Origin of the sequence: Brevundimonas sp. (genome assembly GCF_044239655.1) — a bacterium.
Lineage (GTDB): Bacteria > Pseudomonadota > Alphaproteobacteria > Caulobacterales > Caulobacteraceae > Brevundimonas.
The window spans coordinates 1-14,760 of record NZ_JBIIAY010000075.1; the positions used below are offsets into that span (position 1 = coordinate 1).

At 67.3% G+C, this 14,760-nt stretch carries 15 protein-coding genes, 1 tRNA gene and 1 pseudogene; 5 read left to right on the forward strand and 12 right to left on the reverse strand.

Annotated features, from left to right (window positions below; all coding sequences use genetic code 11):
* The 3 genes and pseudogenes from ACILQR_RS10830 to ACILQR_RS10840 form a co-directional block, all read right to left on the reverse strand.
* Positions 1-448 (reverse strand): hypothetical protein (locus ACILQR_RS10830; RefSeq protein WP_395651446.1); only part of this gene is annotated, 448 nt, incomplete at its 3' end.
* Positions 449-493: 45 nt separating this feature from the next.
* Positions 494-661 (reverse strand): annotated as a pseudogene (locus ACILQR_RS10835) (DUF6538 domain-containing protein); the annotation flags it as partial.
* 66 nt (positions 662-727) lie between these two features.
* A tRNA-Arg gene (locus ACILQR_RS10840) sits at positions 728-804 on the reverse strand.
* Between the two features lie 143 nt (positions 805-947).
* Between ACILQR_RS10840 and ACILQR_RS10845 the strand changes: the two genes are divergently transcribed.
* Positions 948-2,291: a hypothetical protein gene (locus tag ACILQR_RS10845; RefSeq protein ID WP_395651433.1), complete on the forward strand. Its 1,344-nt coding sequence runs from the start codon at positions 948-950 to the stop codon at positions 2,289-2,291.
* 268 nt (positions 2,292-2,559) lie between these two features.
* Here ACILQR_RS10845 and ACILQR_RS10850 read toward each other — a convergent pair whose 3' ends face one another.
* Together ACILQR_RS10850 and ACILQR_RS10855 are read right to left on the reverse strand one after the other, a co-directional pair.
* Positions 2,560-3,345 carry an SseB family protein gene (locus ACILQR_RS10850; protein ID WP_395651434.1) on the reverse strand — a complete coding sequence of 262 codons (786 nt, stop codon included), beginning with the start codon at positions 3,343-3,345 and terminating at the stop codon, positions 2,560-2,562.
* A gap of 35 nt (positions 3,346-3,380) precedes the next feature.
* Positions 3,381-3,920 (reverse strand): OmpA family protein, encoded by a 540-nt coding sequence (locus tag ACILQR_RS10855; protein WP_395651445.1) that lies wholly within the window; start codon positions 3,918-3,920, stop codon positions 3,381-3,383.
* A 324-nt stretch (positions 3,921-4,244) separates the two neighbouring features.
* Between ACILQR_RS10855 and ACILQR_RS10860 the strand changes: the two genes are divergently transcribed.
* Positions 4,245-5,084 (forward strand): hypothetical protein, encoded by an 840-nt coding sequence (locus tag ACILQR_RS10860; protein WP_395651435.1) that lies wholly within the window; start codon positions 4,245-4,247, stop codon positions 5,082-5,084.
* Here ACILQR_RS10860 and ACILQR_RS10865 read toward each other — a convergent pair.
* A complete protein-coding gene (locus tag ACILQR_RS10865) occupies positions 5,081-6,937 on the reverse strand; it encodes a von Willebrand factor type A domain-containing protein (protein ID WP_395651436.1) in 1,857 nt (618 codons plus the stop codon). The genes ACILQR_RS10860 and ACILQR_RS10865 overlap by 4 nt on opposite strands.
* Before the next feature lie 132 nt (positions 6,938-7,069).
* Positions 7,070-7,600 carry a hypothetical protein gene (locus ACILQR_RS10870; protein ID WP_395651437.1) on the reverse strand — a complete coding sequence of 177 codons (531 nt, stop codon included), beginning with the start codon at positions 7,598-7,600 and terminating at the stop codon, positions 7,070-7,072.
* Between the two features lie 137 nt (positions 7,601-7,737).
* Here ACILQR_RS10870 and ACILQR_RS10875 point away from each other — a divergent pair, with 137 nt between their 5' ends.
* On the forward strand, positions 7,738-9,630 hold the full coding sequence (locus tag ACILQR_RS10875) for a monovalent cation:proton antiporter-2 (CPA2) family protein (protein WP_395651438.1): 1,893 nt from the start codon (positions 7,738-7,740) through the stop codon (positions 9,628-9,630).
* A gap of 100 nt (positions 9,631-9,730) precedes the next feature.
* Positions 9,731-10,048: a hypothetical protein gene (locus ACILQR_RS10880; RefSeq protein WP_271146245.1), complete on the forward strand. Its 318-nt coding sequence runs from the start codon at positions 9,731-9,733 to the stop codon at positions 10,046-10,048.
* 3 nt (positions 10,049-10,051) lie between these two features.
* On the opposite strand, the gene ACILQR_RS10885 is transcribed toward ACILQR_RS10880, so the two are convergent.
* The 5 genes from ACILQR_RS10885 to ACILQR_RS10905 form a co-directional block, all read right to left on the reverse strand.
* The gene (locus ACILQR_RS10885; protein WP_395651439.1) at positions 10,052-10,339 is read right to left on the reverse strand and encodes a GNAT family N-acetyltransferase; all 288 of its coding nucleotides are present in this window, start codon (positions 10,337-10,339) and stop codon (positions 10,052-10,054) included.
* Positions 10,340-10,412: 73 nt separating this feature from the next.
* Positions 10,413-10,802: a hypothetical protein gene (locus ACILQR_RS10890; protein ID WP_395651440.1), complete on the reverse strand. Its 390-nt coding sequence runs from the start codon at positions 10,800-10,802 to the stop codon at positions 10,413-10,415.
* An 8-nt stretch (positions 10,803-10,810) separates the two neighbouring features.
* Entirely contained in the window at positions 10,811-11,674 is an 864-nt protein-coding gene (locus tag ACILQR_RS10895; RefSeq protein ID WP_395651441.1) for a DUF4870 family protein, read from the reverse strand.
* Positions 11,675-11,811: 137 nt separating this feature from the next.
* Positions 11,812-12,201 (reverse strand): dihydroneopterin aldolase, encoded by a 390-nt coding sequence (gene folB / locus ACILQR_RS10900; RefSeq protein WP_395651442.1) that lies wholly within the window; start codon positions 12,199-12,201, stop codon positions 11,812-11,814.
* Positions 12,198-12,974, reverse strand: coding sequence for an SDR family oxidoreductase (locus ACILQR_RS10905; protein WP_395651443.1), 777 nt, complete (start codon positions 12,972-12,974; stop codon positions 12,198-12,200). Before ACILQR_RS10905 ends, folB begins: the two co-directional genes overlap by 4 nt.
* Positions 12,975-13,313: 339 nt before the next feature.
* Between ACILQR_RS10905 and ACILQR_RS10910 the strand changes: the two genes are divergently transcribed.
* The coding region (locus tag ACILQR_RS10910) for a M10 family metallopeptidase C-terminal domain-containing protein (protein ID WP_395651444.1) at positions 13,314-14,760 on the forward strand (1,447 nt) is incomplete at its 3' end.

The following is a 14,760-nucleotide window of genomic DNA, read 5'->3' on the forward strand; positions in this document are numbered from 1 at the left end:
GCAGGACATTCGCACGAGGCATTGCGAACGGACCGGGCACCGTTGGCATCTGCTGGACCCAAAGCCCGTCTGAAGGTGCGAAGACCGTCGCGGGCGAAGTGAACTGATGGATCAGATACTCACATTTCGCCCGTTCCGCACGGGCGGCAAGATGGCGCGCAAACTGCTTTGTATCGGCATCCAAATGGTCGGTCGGAATGGAGGCTGTCGCGCACATCGAGGCGGCATTTGCGCGAACCCAATGGTCGTATCCATTCTCTTCGAGCTGACCGTCCAAGGCGGCGATCCGTTCCTCCGCACCGGCGATGTGTTTGTCCAGGTCAGCTTTCGGGTGCGCGGGGGCAAAAGTTCGGCCGTGCACTTCCATTTGTAGCCGCTGAAAGAACAGGCGGGCGGCGTTCTCCAAATCGACGCGTGTGGGCGAACTCATAAGACGCAGCCGCTCCATCGTCGTCTCGAACCAAGTCGCCGCAACCAAGCAGCGACCACGAGCCACTGCAAGGTCCTTGGTGTGCAGGGATTTTCTAAGCTCTGTGACCCCGATTTTCCGCGCTACATCTGACGGCAGTCGAAAGCGGACTGCGTAAACGGCTCCTCGGCGCGTGAGATGCGTCGGCCTCGGACCGCTCACGCAGGGACCTGTGGCACACAGTTGTGGCACACTGAACGGTATCGAGGATGTTGCTTGGGCCTAAGCATCCGAAAAAGCCTGGCTTTTCGGAGAAGATGGCGCACCCGAGAGGATTCGAACCTCTGACCCCTGCCTTCGGAGGGCAGTACTCTATCCAGCTGAGCTACGGGTGCATTGCGGCGCGGACGCCGGAGGCAGGGCCTTACAGCAGGCGGGGCTCCGCCTCAATCCCTTTGACGGCGAGCGGGTGGATGCGAACGCTTGGCGGCCCGCGCCGGGACCGCTAGCGTCCGCGGCGTCTGAGTGGAGAGCGTCGATGCGCCGGATCGCCCTGTGTCTGTTGCTGAGCGTCGGTGCCTGCGCGCCAGGAATGGAGACCGGGATGGAGGCGGCACCTCGCCCGGCGGCCCAGGCCGTCACGGCCGAGGCCCTGGCTACCGACAGTCTGACCCTGATCGCCGGGGACTATGTGAAGCTGATCCTGGGGATCGGCGAGGTCGAGCCCGGCTATGTCGATGCCTATTACGGCCCGGCGGAATGGGCTGCGGCGGCCAAGGCTGCGCCGCGCAACGCCGCCCTGCTGGCGGCCGACGCCGCCGACCTGGCCGATCGGCTGAACGACCTGCCGCGCACCGGGGGTTCGACGCCGCTGACGCCCGACGAACGCCAGCGGGTCGCCTATCTGAAGGCCCATGTCTCGGCGGCGCAGGCGCGGTTGCGGATGTTGCAGGGCGAGAAACTGGGGTTTGCGGATCAGGCCGAGGCCCTGTTCGGGGTGCGGCCGGAGCTGAAGCCGCTGTCGGACTATGATCCCATCCTTCAGCGGATCGAGGCCCTGGTTCCGGGCGAGGGGCCGCTGATCGACCGGGTCACGGCTTTTCGGGCGGCCTTCGTCATCCCCAAGGACCGGCTGGACGCGGTGATGCGCGCGGCCATCGCCGAGTGCCGGGCGCGGACGGTGCGCCACATCACCCTGCCCGCCAATGAAAGTTTCACCCTGGCCCTCGTCACCGACAAGCCCTGGTCGGGCTACAACTATTTCCAGGGCGGGGCGGCGTCGAAGATCGAGATCAACACCGACTTCCCGATCTATACGGAACGGGCCATCGACCTGGGGTGCCACGAGGGATACCCCGGTCACCACGTCTACAACGCCCTGCTGGAACAGACCTTCGTGCGCGAGAAGGGATGGGTGGAGATGAGCGTCTATCCGCTGTTCTCGCCGATGTCGTTCGTGGCGGAAGGCAGCGCAAACTACGGCATCGACCTGGCCTTTCCGGGGGATGAGGGCACGGCGTTCGAGCGGGACGTGCTGATGCCCTTGGCCGGTCTGCCCCCCGCCGATGTCGTGAAGAAGAATGCGCTGCTGGGCCTGATCCGTCAGCTGGGGCGGTCGGAGTACACCATTGCCGACGACTATCTGGCCGGGCGGATCAACCGCGAACAGGCCGCCGCCCTGCTGTCGAAATACACCCTGACCGCGCCGGACAAGGCGGCGCAGCGGGTGCGGTTCATCGATACCTATGGCTCCTATGTGATCAACTACGGCCTGGGCCGCGACACGGTCCAGGCCTGGGTCGAGCGGCAGGGACCGGACCGGTGGCACAGTATGGAGACCCTGCTGGCCAGCCAGATCCTGCCGGTGGATATCCTGGAATAGTGCCGGCGGTGCCTGATAGACCTGTCTACCATTCGAGGGCTGGGTTCATCACGAAGAGCACAAAGGTAGGGCCACCAAGACCACGAAGAGACCGTGCATGAGCCTCCACCTGTCTGGAGCCCGATTCCAACGCGGCTTCGCCGCCTCCAGATCATAACGACGCCACGTGATTTCATGGGCCACGGTCGCCGGCCCGCGCAGACCCTTTGTGACCTTCGTGGATTTCCTTCGTGGTCTTGGTGATGAACCCTCGCGCCGAGGCCTCGGCTCAGACGATGCGGAGGCCGACGCCGTCCGGGGTGCCCGGGCGATCGACGGCGACGTCCAGGGTTTCCTGGCCGAAGGAGACGCCGGTGACGGCGCGGCCGACCATGGCCTGGATCTCGTCCATCGGGCGGGCGGTGCGGACATCGACGTACCAGCCCCAGCGGTTGACCTCGGCCCAGTGCGCGCGGGCCAGCCAGGCGGCGGTGATGCCGGTGCCGCCGACGGGTCCGAAGGCGGCCTTGAGCCGTTCGAGCAGGACGGTGGGTTCGATATCGGGGGCGCCCAGCTGAACCGTGCCCGTCGGACGCCCGCCCGCCTGACGCCCCTCGCCCGCGATCCGGTCGGCGGCGGCCAGCAGGGATGCGATGTCGTCCTTCTGGAACAGCAGGATGCGGGGCGATCCGGGGTTGAGGATGATCGGCCCCTCTCGGAACAGGGACAGCACCTGATGGCCGTTCATGGCGATGAAGACGGTGTCCTCGCCCCAGGCCGATTTCAGCCGCTCGGGATCGGTGAAGACGCCGGCGGCGACCCGGCCGTCGTCCAGGGTCACGCCCTTGACGTCGATCGCCTGATCGGTGCGCATCGTGCGCATCCCGGTCGCGCCGGGCTCGATCCCCTTCAGCATCTCGCCGTCGGGGGCCAGGAACAGGTCGACGGTCGGCAGCAGGGCCTCGAACGCGCGCCAGTGGGCGGGATCGGCCGTGGCGGCCTCGATGACCTGTTCCAGGCCGTTGCGAGGCGCGTCGAGCGGGGTGTTCAGCGGGGCGGTGATCAGATCGGACATTCCAGACCCATCGTCCGCCCCGCCGCCGACGTCAACTAGCTCAGGACGACGATCGCCACGCGCCGGTTCTGGGCCCGGCCCTCGGGGCTGTCGTTGGGGGCCACCGGCGATTCCTCGCCATAAGAGATGGTGGCCATCCGGTTCAGGGCGATACCCTGGCGGCTCAGCGAGCGGCGCACCGCCTCGGCCCGCGACTGACCCAGCTGCTGGTTGTAGCCTTCGGGACCCGAGGCGTCGGTATAGCCCTGGATCTCCAGATAGACATTGCGGTTCTCGGCCTTCAGCCGCTGGGCCAGTTCGGTCAGGCGCTGTTCCGCTTCAGGCGACAGGGCGTCGACGTCGGTCGGGAATTTCACCGAGTCGTCCGACAGGACCACTTCATAGAGGAACTTGCCCTCGGCCAGTTTCTGGGCGGCCGTGGCGCGTTGCAGGGCCTCGCCGGCGGTGCCTTCGACGCGGGCCACGTTCTGGTCGGTCTGGTCGACGCGGGCATCGACGACGGCGAGGTTCTCACGCACGAATTTGTGGCTGGCGCAGCCGGAGGCGGCGAGGCCGAGCGCGAGGACGGAGCCCATGACGGCGGCGGTCTTGATGGTCGAAATCTTCAACTTCGGTCTCCCTGGGAGGTGGGGGGTCACGCCGGATGGCGACATAACCGGATGAAACTAAAGTAGGGCGGACGGCCAAATGAGGTCGGGCAAACGGCCAAAACACGTCAGCTTGACCGTGGACGAAGCGGGGCCGTTAGCTTGGCCGGAGAGAGGCCGCAGGGCGGCGAGCGTGGTCACGATCCTGACGCGGGGCCATGGTCGGTAAGGGGCTGACTCCATCCCCGGCCGCGCGCCTTCGACATCGGCCGACCCGTTCAACCCTCTCTGAGCAAACAGGATTTTGCAGACGTGACCGGACCCGAGCCCAGTCCTGTGCGCAGGGCACAGACACGCGCAAGGCGACGGCCGGGACTGGCCGTGGCGATCAGTCTGGGTGCCCATCTGGCACTGCTTCCCCTGCTGTTTCTGACCCCCGCCGACCCACCTGCCTTTTCGTCGACCGATGACGATTTCGACGCCGTGATCCTGAATCTGGAGCCTCCACCGCTTCCGATTCCGCCGCCGGAGCCTGAACTGGCCCCCGAACCTGCCCCGGATCCGAAGCCGGAAACGACGCCGTCGGCCGCCTCCCCTGCCCCGCCTGCGCCGCCCCCGGCTCCGCCACCGCCCCCTCTCCGCACCCGGGCACCGCGCCCGGTCCCGGCGAATGTCGAGACCGTCGTGGCGAGCGTCGCGCCGGTTGTCGCCTTCGTCGGCCTGGGTGCCGAGGCCTTGGGCGGGGCGACCGTCGCCGGGGCGGGCTCAGGCGAGGGCTCGGGCACCGGATCGGGAGACGGCGCAGGCACGGGGTCGGGCGGCCGTTGCGACATGGTTCGACGGCTTCAGGACGCCCTGCGCGACGATGCCGACATCCGGCGCACGGCCGCAGAGGCGCAAGGTTCGATCGGCCGCGACCGCGCCCTGCTGCTGTGGGACGGCGACTGGCTGATGACGCCGGGACAGGCCGGGCGCGGGCTGGCGGGCGTGCGCCAGGCCATTGCGGTCGAGATCGCCTTTTCGCCCCCCGCCTGTCGCCGGCAGGCGATGCGAGGCTATGCCCTGATCACCCTGGGCGACGCACCCGGCAGCCCGCGCATCGCCCTGGGTGCCCCGAACTGGCGCTGGTCCGACCTGGCCGGAGGCCGCTAGGGCCGGGACCGCGCCGGAAGGCGGTCGGCCGCCCGCACCATCTGCACGAAGGCCGCGCGTTCGCCGTAGGGGTCGTCGCCGCGAGCGCCCTGCGCCAGCTCAAGGATGGCGGCGTTGTCGAAGTCGGCGCTCATCCACGGATCGCCGCGCAGACGCTGGCCGAAGGCGGCGACGGCCATGGCCCAGCGGGTGGGCTCGGGTGGCTGGGCCGATACGGGGACGTAGCCTGCGTTCGACACCACCTTCTGCATGAGGCGCGATGTGGGCTGGCCCGGCAGTTTGTAGCGGACCTGGACGAAGCCGACCTCTCCGTCCGGATCGCCGCCGCCGACGCCGAGCGAGTTGTCCGGCCGATTGCCGTCATAGCGCCGCTCGGGGATCTGGCTGGGCCCACCGACGGGGGTGATCTCGTACAGGGCGGTGACGGAGGCACCCGACCCCACCTCGCCCGCGTCGACGGCGTCGTTGCTGAAATCCTCCTCGTTCAGCAGCCGGGTCTCGTAGCCGATCAGACGGTATTCGCTGACCCGGGCCGGGTTGAACTCGACCTGGATCTTGACGTCGTCGGCGATGGGAAAGGCACCGCGATCGAAGGCCGGGCCGAACAGGCGACGCGCCTCGTTCAGGTCGTCGATATAGGCCGCAGTGCCGTTGCCCGCCTGGGCGATCGTCTGCATCCGCGCGTCCTGATAGTTGCCGCGCCCGAAGCCGTAGACCGACAGATAGATGCCCGTGCCCCGTTTGTCGGCGACATAGTCCTCCAGCCGCTTGTCATCCGTGACCCCGACGTTGAAGTCGCCGTCGGTGAACATCAGGATGCGGTTGACCTTGTTCGCCCCGAAGGCGGCCTCGGCCTGTTCATAGGCGTTGACCATCCCTTGCGCCCCCGCGGTCGAACCCCCGGCGTTCAGGGCGGCGACGGCGCAGCGCAGCTTCAGCTTCTGCGACCCCGGCGTCGGCCCCACAGCGGTGCCGACGTCCGAAGCGTAATAGGTGACCGCCACCCGGTCCTCGGGACGCAGTTTGTCGATGATCAGGTTCATGGTCTGCTGGGCCAGACCCAGCTTGTCCGGCGACTGCATCGAGCCCGAGACATCGACCATGAAGGTGAGGTTCAGCGGCTTCCTCTCGCCGGCCGGCAGTTCGTACCCCTGCAGCCCGATGTGGACGATCTGGCGGCCGGATGACCAGGGCGAGGCCGCGACGGCGGTGGTGATCGCGAAGGGCTCGGCGGCGCTGGTCGGCCGGGCATAGCCATAGTCGAAATAGTTGATCATCTCCTCGACCCGCACCGCGTCCTTCGGCGGGGTCGCGCCCTCGGAGATGAAGCGGCGGACGTTGGCATAGGCGGCCGTGTCCACGTCGATCGAGAAGGTCGAGACGGGCTCGTCGGTGACCCGCTTCACAGGATTGGGCGTGGCGTCGGGATAGCGTTCGGTGTCGGCGGGACGGACCGGATGGGGCATGACCATACCCACCACGGGAGAATGAGCCGTCATCATCGGCGCAGGCGGAGGCGGCGGGGCCGGTGGGGCGACATAGGGCGGCGGCGGCGCGCGGAACTCGACCCTGTCCTCCTTCGCCGTCGGCGTGATCGGCAGGGTGACGGGCGGCGGTGCGATGGAGGCCGGTGCGGCCATGCCCGTCGGCGTCCGGGAAACCGACAGGGCATAGTTCTGTCGTCCGTCCTGGACCCGAATGCCGACGGCGGCGCAGGCGGCCTGACTGACCACGCCGTCACCGTCCTCGAAAGCGCGCGCGACCTGTGGCTGCGATACGGGCATCACGGTCGGGGCCGCCACGGACAGGCCGAGCACGGCCGCCACCCCCTGTTTCAGCATGGTCGCCAGCATCGCATCCTCCCGGGATTATGTCGTTGCTGCATGAGACCGACTGCCGTTCGTCGAAACTGTGGCCTGTATCGGCGCGAAATAGGGCGCGCGAAGAGTGTGGCTTTTAGGATCGATGCTGAAAGCGTCCGATCGTCAGGGCAGCAAAGGCCCCCAGCACGAAAGCAGGCCCGACACCGTATCGTGTCCCCAAGCTGCGTAGGCGTTGCCGTGCGCGATCTGGACCTCCGCCGTCGATCCGTCCTCTGATTTTGTCGAGAACGACAGTCGGGTCGAGAATCCGTCCTTTCGGGTGGGCGGAATCGGGATCGTGGCGTCGCCGAAGACCGCGCCAGCGAACGGAGCGATCGGGATCGGCGGCAGATGAAGAAAGCTCAGCGCGGCGTTCTGCAAGCCGGGACAGGTATCCGAGGTGATCGCTTCGGTTCCGCGTTCCGATGTGCGGGTCGCGCGCCAGAGGCGGGTCTCGAGCTCGGCGACGGATCGTGACACGCCGTGCGTCGCCGGTTCGAGCCTTATGGTGTGGGGCAGGGTGTAACGATCATCGCCGGCGACATGGATGGTCACCAGACCCTGAAAATCCTGTGCCAGCGCCTGCCCGCAGAGGCCTATGGTCAGCATGGCCGATACCGACACGCAGGCGACACGGCATTGCAGGCGCTTCATGGATCGATGCCTCTGGCCTCCGCCTGGCGAGCCGACACTGCCGGACCAAGCGGTCGTCACCGAAATAGTTCGTTTCCGTGGCCTCGCAAAGCGTCGCCGCAGTCGCCACTATGCAGGCTCGACGAAAGGGTGAGGGCATGGCGGACGCTGCGGGACTGAATCTGGGACACGGTGTGGCCCTGCTGGCCGCCGCGGTCGTCGCCGTCCCGCTGTTCCGCAAATTCGGCCTGGGGTCGGTGCTGGGATACCTGGCCGCCGGCCTGGCCATCGGCCCGTTCGCCCTGGGTCTGATCCAGAACGCCGAGGCGATCCTGCACGTCGCCGAACTGGGCGTGGTGATGTTCCTGTTCATCATCGGGCTGGAGATGCGACCGGCCAAGCTGTGGAAGCTGCGCAAGGAAATCTTCGGGCTCGGCGCGGCCCAGGTCGCGGCCTGCGGCCTGTTGCTGACCGGGGCGGCGATGGCGTTCGGGGTTGCGGCCCCCGTCGCCTTCATCGGGGCCATGGGCTTCGTCCTGTCGTCCACGGCCGTGATCATGCAGAGCCTGGACGAACGCAACGAACTGTCGTCGCCGTCGGGACAACGCGCGGTCTCCATCCTGTTGCTGGAGGACCTGGCCATCGTGCCCTTGCTGGCGGTCGTCGCGGTTCTGGCCTCGACCCTGGGCACGGCGGAGGACGGCCCGCCGCTTTGGCGCACGATCGGGCTGGCGGTCGCCGCCGTCGCAGTGGTGTTCGTGGCGGGGCGTTACGCGATCAATCCGCTGTTCCGTCAGCTGGCCCGGTACGGCGGGCGCGAGGTCATGCTGGCCGCCGCCCTGCTGGTGGTCTGCGGGGCGGCCTGGGCCATGGCGCTGGGCGGGCTGTCGATGGCCATGGGGGCCTTCCTGGCGGGGGTGCTGCTGTCGGACTCGACCTTCCGCCACCAGCTGGAGGCCGATGTCGATCCGTTCCGGTCCATTCTTCTGGGCCTGTTCTTCCTCAGCGTCGGGATGTCGCTGAACCTGGCCGTGGTCGTGGCGGACTGGCGCTGGGTGATCGGCGGCGTCGCCCTGTTCATGGTCGTCAAGGCGATCGGCATCTATGGCGTCGCGCGGCTGTTCAAGGCCTCGCACAACGAGGCGCTGGAGCGCGCGGCCCTGTTCGCGCAAGGCGGCGAGTTCGCCTTCGTCCTGTTCGGCGCGGCGACCGTGGCCGGCCTGTTTGACGCGCGGACCAGCGCGATCCTGACGGCCATCGTCATCCTGTCGATGGTGCTGACGCCGCTGGTGACCATCGTGGTGTCGCGCTGGCTGCTGAAGGACGACGCGGTCTCGATCGACGATCTCGACGACGTCGATCGCGCCGAAGGCCTGCGCGAACGGGTGCTGATCATCGGCTTCGGCCGCTTCGCCCAGGTCGCGGCCCAGACCCTGTTGTGGCGCGACGTCGACGTCTCGATCGTCGATTCCGACGTCGAGATGATCCAGGCCGCCGGCAAGTTCGGGTTCAAGGTCTACTACGGCGACGGCACCCGGCTGGACGTGCTGCGCGCCTCGGGCGTCGAAACCGCCGAGACCGTTCTGGTCTGCGTCGACAAGCCCGAGGCCGCCGACCGGATCGTTGAACTGATCCAGTCCGAGTTCCCGCTGGTGAAGTTGTTCGTGCGCGCCTACGACCGGGGCCATTCGATCCGCCTGATCAAGGCCGGCGTCGAGTTCCACATCCGCGAGACCTTCGAGAGCGCCCTGGCCTTCGGCGAACATGTGCTCAAGGACCTCGGCTTCTCTGAAGACGAGGCGCGCGAGACCATTGAGGACGTCCGGCGTCGCGACGAGGAGCGGCTGACGCTCCAGGTCGCGGACGGTCTGCAGGCAGGCCGGTCGCTGTGGCGCAACAACACCTCGACACCGCAGCCCGAACCCTATGTCAAACCCCGCCGCGAAGGCCGGGCCCTCAACGACCAGGCCGCCGAGGTTCTGGAGGAGGAGCAGGAGGGGCAAAGGGCCGACGCCCGCCTCGATCACATGGTCGACGCCGGGCCGCTGTGATGCCCGAGCGCCACAGTGGTGGCGGTTCCTGATCCGGAGGCCGGATCGCGGGGAACGGTCAAGCTGGATCCGCATTCGATGCTGACGAAGGAATCCCGTCATGCCGAAATCGTCCAGCACACCCAGCAAGCCCGACCTGCGCCTCGTCGCCGCCCAGAGCGAGGTCTATGATCTGATGCGGGCACCCGAGACCACGTCCGAACGCGTCAAACGGCTGCAGCTCGAGGCCCGCGCCCTGGCGCTCGAACAGGTCGAGGCGCTCGAAAAGGTGCTGTTCCAGGCCGCCGAGATGGCCAAGGAGATCGCCGAGGGCGGCGACGCCTATCCGGTCGGTGCGCGTGAGATCGCCTCGCGCCTGATGGTCGATCTGCCCCAGAAGGCCGAGACGATGAAAACCATCGTCAGCCGCCTGCCCTGACCTCTACGCCAGAACGTCACTCTGATCGGGGTGGCGGCGAAACCAGGCGACGGCATAGCTGCACCGGGGCACCAATCTGATTTTCTCGGCCCGCGCATGGTCGGCCAGGCTGGCCATGAACCGCCCGGCTGCGCCTGAGCCGCGCAGTTCGTCCTCGGCCTCGACATGCAGGATGGCGCGGACCTCGCCCTGGATCGCATAGTCGGCCCAGACGCGGCGGAGCGCGCCGTCGGCGTCGGTGAACCCCTGCTCGAAACGCTGTTCGGCCGTTACGTCGCGGAGATCGGTCATGGAGCGGTCCTTCGAGGCTGTCGGGGTGTCGCGGGATCAACAGACGGCGCGCGTGCCTGTTCCCCGGAAAACCTCAGGGGGCCTTGTCGGAGAACAGGTTGATCAGACCCAGCACGCTCTTCACCGTGAACCAGATGTGCAGCAGGAACAGCAGCAGCAGGCCGACGAATCCCAGCGGGAACAGGATCACGGTGACGAATGCCACGATCGTCACGATCCACAGGCCGATGGTCCACCAGAAGACGGACCAGAACAGGGCGATCTGGGCCTCGATATGATCCCGCGCCACGCCCGTCGCCGAGCCGCGACCGGCATAGGCGACGACCAGGCCGACGATGACCAGCAGGTTCGCGCTGGGGATCGACAGGATATACAGGGCCCAGGCGATGATGGCGGCGGGCTTGCCCTCCGACGGGTGCAGGCCTTCGCCGAGGCGGGGCTGGTTCGGTCCGGTGTCGGTCATGAGAGCTCCTAGATCGTCCAGGTCAGCGGGTTCTTGACGGGGCGGCCGGCGGCCAGGCGGATCAGGCCCGCCGCACCGCGCACGATGACCCAGAGCGCCATCCCGACGAGGACGAAGACCCCAATCAGGTTTACCGCCGGGATCAGCATGACGCCGATCGCCGCGCCGATCGCCGCCACCCACAGGGTGCGCTTCTGGAAGATGAAATGGCTGGCCGCCAGGTCCTGGGCGGGCACGGGCCGGCTGATGACCGAGACCAGGGCGATCATGGCGGCCAGGCCGAACGTCGGCACGGCGAACAGGATGAGCGCATAGACGGCATAGAGGCTCATCGCCCCTTCGGGTGGCGCAGCGCGCTGGGCGCGGCCGAAGGCGGCGGGTCCGGGCTTGGGCGGCCGGGGCGTCTCGCGCGCCCAGGCGGGCAGAACAGACGCGTCGGCGGCCGGTGTCGCAGCGGGCCGGGGCGCAGGCGGGGCGTCGAAATCGGCGTTGGCCGGGCGCTGCGATGCAGCGACCGCCGCGACGGGGGCGGCCACAACGGGCGCGACGGCCGGAATGGCTGTCCCGGGCGTGAACAGGGGCCCGAGGTCATCGGCGGCCTCGGTCTGCACCGCCGGTTCGGGCGAGGACTCCGTCTCGGCCACCTGCGCTTCGGACACGGCCGGGGCGTCGATCGGGTCTGCGTCGTCGTCGAACAGGTCGTCGGTCGGGTCGTCGCGGTAGCGCGGGACGGGCGCGGTCCAGGACGCGGCCACGGGCGGCTCGACCTTGCGCGGTTCAGGCGTCCGCGCGGTTCCGGCCAGCGACCCCGGCGAGGTGAAGCCGATCAGGTCGTCGTGATCGTGGGACGAGGGATCGCCGGGTTCGGCCATCGGTCTTCTCCGGCGTCGCGCGACCTTGCGCTCGACCTAAAGCGTTGCAGCGTCGCCGGGGCCGCAGCCGCGATCGACGCCAGGATCATCGTGGGACAATGGCCGTCCGGCCGCGCAGGCGCAACCGTCGCCAGTCGTCAGCGGGCGTAAACGACCTCGCACCCGGCGGCCTCGGCGGCCTCCAGCGCGCCCGGTTTCTCGACCCGGACGGTGACCCGGCGCACCCGGGCGTCGCTCAGGGCATCCAGCGCCAGCCGTTCGGCAAAGCTCTCGACCAGCCCGACATGACCCTCGGCCACGATGGCGCGGGCCGCGTCGGCGATCGTCTCGTAGTTGACCGTGTCGGCCAGCCGCTCGACGTCGTGGGGCGACAGTTCCAGCGTCACATCGATGATCAGGGTCTGGAGACGGCCGTGCTCGTGGTCATAGACGCCGATGCCGGCCTCGACCCGCAGGCCCCGCACGAAGACCTTCAGCCCCTCCTGACGGGCGGCGTCGGTGTTGGGAAAGGCGGCCACGGCGGTCATGCTGGGTAATCCACGATGTCAGGCGTTTGCCAGGCCAGATGCTGACCGCCGTCGACGGCGATCATCTGGCCCGTCACGAGGTCGGCGTCCACCAGCCAGGCGACGGCGTCGGCGATGGCCTCGGGCGAGCCGGGGCGCTGCAACAGGGTGGCGGCGGCCTCGGCGGCGAACTCTTCCGGCGTCTGGTGGATCGACGGCAGGGTGGGCCCGGGGCCGACGCCATTGACCCGGATGCGCGGTGCCAGGGCCTGGGCCAGGGTCCGCGTCGCCCACCACAGGCCGTTGCGCGACAGGGCATAGGAGATGAAGCGCGGATCGGGCTTGAGCACCCGCTGGTCCAGCAGGTTGACGATCGAAGCGCCGTCGACCGCCACGGCGGCGAAGGCCTCGGCCAGCACGATCGGCGCCCGCAGGTTGGTCTCCATATGGCGGTCCCAGCTCTCGCGACTGAGGGATCCGACACGATCGTCCTCGAACACGGAGGCGTTGTTGACCAGGACAGACAGGGGGCCGAGCGCGGCGACGGCCGCCGGGACCAGGGCCCGCACCTCGGCCTCGTCGGTCAGGTCGGCGCGGACGATGGCGGCGCGGCGGCCGAGCGCACGAACCTCATCCGCCGTGGCCTCGGCCTCGTCCGGATCGGACCGGTAGTGCAGGGCGACGTCGAACCCGGCCCGCGCCAGCCTCAGACAGATCGCCCGCCCGATCCGCTTGCCGCCCCCGGTGACGAGCGCAGCGCCGTTGCGAACGGTCTGGCCCGTAGGCTCAGTCAACCCGGCCGAACTCGAAATAGTTGATAGCGCCGACCACGACGACGAAACCGATGATGATGCCGAGAGCCAGCATGGGATGCTCCTGTTCCTGTGCGCGGGGAATAGAGCGTGGGGGCTGCGGGTTCAAGGGCGGGGTGAGGAGGAGGGAGTTGACCGGGGGTCCCTTATTGGCTGCGAAACGTCTGCTTGCGGCATCGGTGCCTTTGGTCGGAGTCGACCCGAAGCAGACCCTAGTCAGCCGGATCGAAGGATATCGTTGCGGAGTGCAAAGCTAAGGCGGCGCTGTCCAAGCGATCCAGAGCGTGGTTAGGTTCTCCACGTCCTGTAGGGAGTTTTGTCATGCCCACGATCACCGGAACCAGCGGCCCGGATACACTGAGCGGAACGTCCGGCGATGACATCCTGACCGGGCTGGAGGGTGATGACATTCTGAATGGTCTGGCAGGATCGGACACCCTGCGCGGCGGTCCGGGACCGGATCAATTGACCGGGGGCGCTGGGGCGGATGTGTTTGTCTTCGCACCCGGAGATTCGACTGGCACCGCCATCGACTCCATCGCCGACTTTCAGACCGGCTCAGATATCATTGTCATCGAAGGTGTTCTGCCCACGGGCCTAAGTCTTGTCCGTACCAATGGCGGAGGCACTTTGATTTTTGCAGGTCATGGGTCCGGACCTCAGACCGTTATCGGGGTCAACGGCTCGATCGAGGCTACCGACGTCTTCGGCAGCGATGGGCTGTTGTTGCGGGTCAATCTGGTGGGGTCGGACTACTCCGACGTCCTCATTGGCACCAGTTTGGGCGACACAATCTACGGCGGTGAGGGAGACGACACGCTGGTTGGCTCGCTTGGCTATGACATCCTGTCGGGTGGACCAGGACGTGACACATTTTACTTCAGTTCAGCTCTGGACTCTACAGAAGCAGTGATGGACCTCATCACAGACTTTGGGGTCTCAGGACCAGATGTGATCGACCTGACCGCGCTACATGCAACGTCGCTGACTATCCGCCGATTAGACAGTCGGGACAACGTGGTCTCTGCCACGACTCCATCCGGCATCTTCCAAGTGCTGCTCAGGGGAGGGCCGAATGGGATTTCTCCGAACTCGTCCAACATCAGTCTGGGGTACCCGACGGCGATCAACTTCATCGGGTCAAACAGCGCCGACATTTTCGTCGGCACTGCGTTAGCTGACGTAATCTCGGCGCAAGGCGGCGACGATGTCTTGACGGGCGGGACAGGAGCCGATGCCATTGCCAGCGGCGGTGGGCGCGATACCTATGCGTACGTCGCCGTAACGGACTCCAATGCCGCTGCCTACGACAACCTTTACGACTTCGAGACGGGGTTCGACCGGATCGATCTGACGGCGTTAAATCCGACGTCGATCAGCGTCATCCGCACAGACAACGGTTCCAGTTTCGTATTCGCCCAGACCCCGGGCGGTGATTTTATGCTGGCGGCCGACAGGCGAGCGGTGAACGGCACGGACTTCTTCTACGCCAATGGTTTCGGCATCTATCTGGCCGGTTCGAGCAATGCCGATATCCTAACTGGGTCCAGCCTGGCCGATCCGATCCAGGGCGGTGCGGGCAACGACACCATCACCGGCGGCGGCGGAGCGGATGCGATCTCGGGCGGGGTGGGGGCAGATATCTTTCGATATCTAACGCCGTCAGATTCAAGCCAGGCTGCGGGCTTTGACAATCTGTATGATTTCGAGACCGGGATCGACAAGATCGACCTGACGCCGCTGAACACCACCTCGGTCAGTATTATCC